The 3,653-nt window shown below is 35.5% G+C and carries 2 protein-coding genes; one reads left to right on the top strand and one right to left on the bottom strand.

Features of this window, described 5'->3' with window-relative positions:
• Positions 1 to 2,701 (bottom strand): TonB-dependent receptor (locus tag ABJD66_RS14875; RefSeq protein ID WP_348133055.1); only part of this gene is annotated, 2,701 nt, incomplete at its 3' end.
• A 108-nt stretch (positions 2,702 to 2,809) separates the two neighbouring features.
• On the opposite strand from ABJD66_RS14875, the gene ychF reads away from it, so the two are divergent.
• Positions 2,810 to 3,653: redox-regulated ATPase YchF (gene ychF / locus ABJD66_RS14870; protein WP_348133058.1), on the top strand; the 844-nt coding region annotated here is incomplete at its 3' end.

Here is a 3,653-nt window from a genome sequence, read left to right as displayed (position 1 = left end):
CAGATCCCATTTGTACAGAATCTGCTAAACCACCTTGATCTGTCCATGTATCAAATTGTGGAGTAGGGTACTCATTAAATAAGTTGTTAGCGCCAACAGTAAGTTTTAAGTTCTTGCAAAATTCATAACCAACACTTAAATCTACAACAAGAGCAGCTTCATAAATATCTGTAGCTACAGGGTAAAGCAAATCTGCTTCTGCTTGTGTAGTGGCAGGTGTGTCTACCCACTGAAAATCTTGTAGTTCAACCTCGCTAAACTGTGTTAAAGTAGCTTGTGCATTAAATTTAGAGTTTGTGTATCCAAGGTTAAGTCCAAACTTATAATCTGGTGCAGCAGCTTCTAAATAAGCTTGAGAAAAAGGACCAAAGAATGTAAATTCATTTAAATTACCATTGTGTATTTCTTTTACCTCTAAGTCATTAAAGTTACCAATTAAGCCAATACTAGCTTTTCCGTTTGCACCAACAGTAGTGGTGTAGTTAAGTACAATGTCTAAACCAGTGGTTCTAGTATCTACGCCATTAGCAAAAAACTGAGCGGCATCTACACCCAAAGGGCCTAATACGGCTTGGTCTGTAAAGTTATCAGTTAAAATAATACGATCATCTACAGCAATAGAATATGCATCTATAGTTGCGGAAAAACCACCATTTGTATAGGTAAATCCTAAGCTAGCATTAAAAGCTTTTTCTTCATTTAACTGTCCAATTCTAAATGCTTTTGTTACAGTGCTGTTATTTGCAGATAATAAAGATGGTACAGACCTACCAGCTACAATGTTTGTAAATATTAAGTTGTAGTATAGTTGCGCTAAAGAAGGCGCTCTAAAACCAGTAGAAACAGAACCTCTAAAAGCTAAATTGTCACTTACTTTATATCTACTTGCTAGTTTAAAGTTAAATGTGTTGCCAAAATCACTATAATTCTCATAACGCAGAGCGCCACCAACCATAAACTCGTCAGTAACATTTAACTCGGAGTCTACATAAATACCATAATTTGTTCTGCTACGGTCAACTTCATTTGCAGGACTGTAACCAGGAAAACCTTGTGAACTACCTGGTCCTGCAGGAAGCAAATCTTTATTTGAGTTAGGTGTTGGCTGGTTGTTACTATCTAAAACGGGACTTCCATTTTCATCTCTAATAATATCATCGTAAGGATCATTAATAGCTCCAGTGCCGTCATATTGAGAGTAAGAGGATTCTTCGCCAGAAAAAATTCCAAAGTTCTCTGTTCGATATTCAAATCCGTAAGCTACATTTAAGCCAGCTGCAACATCTTCAAAATACTTATTAAGTTCTAATCCAGTAGTGTTCATAGAAAGGTAATGTCCACCTGCATCAAAATCTGTAGGAGAAGCATCTTTCATTGAGGCATTATTAGTGTTTTTTACAAAATAATGAAAGTTGTTTTTGCCGTAAGTGTTGTTGAAATCTACATTCCAACCATTTTTAGTTTTACTTCTAACACCAGCAGAAACAGAAACATCTGTAATTAGAGATGTAATCTGAGGTGTAAATCCGTCTGGGTACAAACTTGGAACAGCTCTATTGTCACCATCGGCAAAGCCATCTCTAGAAAAAGCATTTGCATTGGTATCTCTGTAGTTTCTACCTCCAAAAGCATATACTTCTGTATTTTCATCAATAGGGACAGCAGAATTAATCATAAAGTTAAATCCATCAATAGCAGCACCACCATACCCTTTTCTCCAGCTAAAACCAGGTCTAAGTGTTTTTTCTTTTGATAAGAATTCGGTTGTTACGTTAAAGAAGCCACCATTTTCTCCAAGAGCCATACCGTAGTTAAGGTCTATTTTGGTAGTTTCACCATCAAAATTTTTGTTTTTTCCATCTAATCTGTTTTCTCCTTCAACATTAAAAAGTGTTTCTCCAGATTCTTCTGCCCAACCATCTCCAATAGCAGTGCTGTATGCTCCGTAAGTAATTCCACCAGAAAATCCGTTTGTATTATTTTTTAATACAATATTAATTACCCCAGCAATGGCATCAGAACCGTACTGTGCAGAAGCTCCATCTCTTAAAACTTCAATTCTTTTAATAGCGGAAGCAGGAATTGCGTTTAAATCTGTACCAGAATTACCACGACCTCTAGTACCAAAAATGTTTACTAAAGAAGATTGATGTCTTCTTTTGCCGTTAATCAAAACAAGAGTTTGGTCTGGACCTAACCCTCTTAAGCTAGCAGGTACAATGTGGTCTGCACCATCAGAACCAGACTGTTTAGTGGCATTAAAAGAAGGAGCAGCGTATTGTAATATATCGTTAACTTCTACTTTGCCTGTATTAGAAGCAATTTCAGCAACATCTAAAACATCAATAGGTACTGCGGTATCTGTTGCAGTACGCTTAGGGCTTCTAGAACCAACTAGTTGTATTTCGTCTAAAAGCATACCCTCAGACAGGGTTACGTTAATAGTTGTTTTTCCAGAGGTGCTAATTTCTTGTGTGTTAAAGCCAATATAGCTAAATACTAGTGTAGCGCTTGCTTGTGTTTCTATACTGTATTTTCCATCAAAATCTGTAGATGTTCCGTTTGTAGTACCTTTTTCAAGAATATTTACTCCGGCTAGTGGTGCTCCTTCATCATCTACTACAGTACCTGTAATTGTAGATTGACTAAACGCGAACGAGAAGCATAAAAGGCTTAAAATAAGAATGCATTTTTTTTTCATATAGATTGATATTTAGGTTTTTATAAATCTAAAGGTAATCAAAAAACGTTTTATTTGTTCTTCAAAATTTATAAATGGTATATTTGCGGCACTAAAATAGAATTAGAAATGAAAGCAGGTATTGTTGGATTGCCAAACGTGGGGAAATCTACCCTTTTTAATTGTTTATCTAATGCAAAAGCGCAAAGTGCAAACTTTCCGTTTTGTACTATAGAGCCTAATATTGGGGTGGTGAATGTACCAGACTCAAGATTACAAAAATTAGAAGAATTGGTAGACCCAGAGCGTGTTTTACCAGCAACTGTAGAGATTGTAGATATTGCAGGTCTTGTTAAAGGTGCTAGTAAAGGTGAAGGTTTAGGAAATCAGTTTTTAGGGAATATACGTGAGACTGATGCTATTTTGCATGTGTTACGTTGTTTTAATGATGATAATATAGTGCATGTAGATGGTTCTGTAGATCCTATTAGAGATAAAGAAACCATAGATATGGAGTTGCAGTTAAAAGATTTGGAAACTGTAGATAAAAAATTAGAAAAGGTTAAGCGTACAGCTAAGACAGGTAATAAAGAGGCTCAGAAAGAAGAAGCTGTTCTTTTAAAGTTAAAAGAAGGTTTAGAAGCTGGTGTTTCTGTTAGAGCCATAGAGGTTGATGAAAAAGATCATTTAGAATTTGTAAAGCCATTACAGTTTATTACAGATAAGCCAGTAATGTATGTTTGTAACGTAGATGAAGAAGGAGCTGTTAATGGTAATGAATATGTAGAGAAAGTAAGAGCAGCTGTTGCAAAAGAAAATGCAGAAGTTATTTTTTTAGCAGTTGGTACAGAGGCAGATATTACTGAATTAGATAGTTATGATGAGCGCCAAATGTTTTTAGAGGATTTAGGTTTAGAAGAGCCTGGTTCTGCTAAATTAATTAGAGGAGCTTATAAATTATTAGACTTAGAAA

The organism is Cellulophaga sp. (genome assembly GCF_039943695.1).
In the GTDB taxonomy this organism is placed as follows: Bacteria; Bacteroidota; Bacteroidia; order Flavobacteriales; family Flavobacteriaceae; genus Cellulophaga.
Note: the sequence above shows the minus strand (reverse complement) of the source record. Positions and strands in the feature narration are given on the sequence as shown.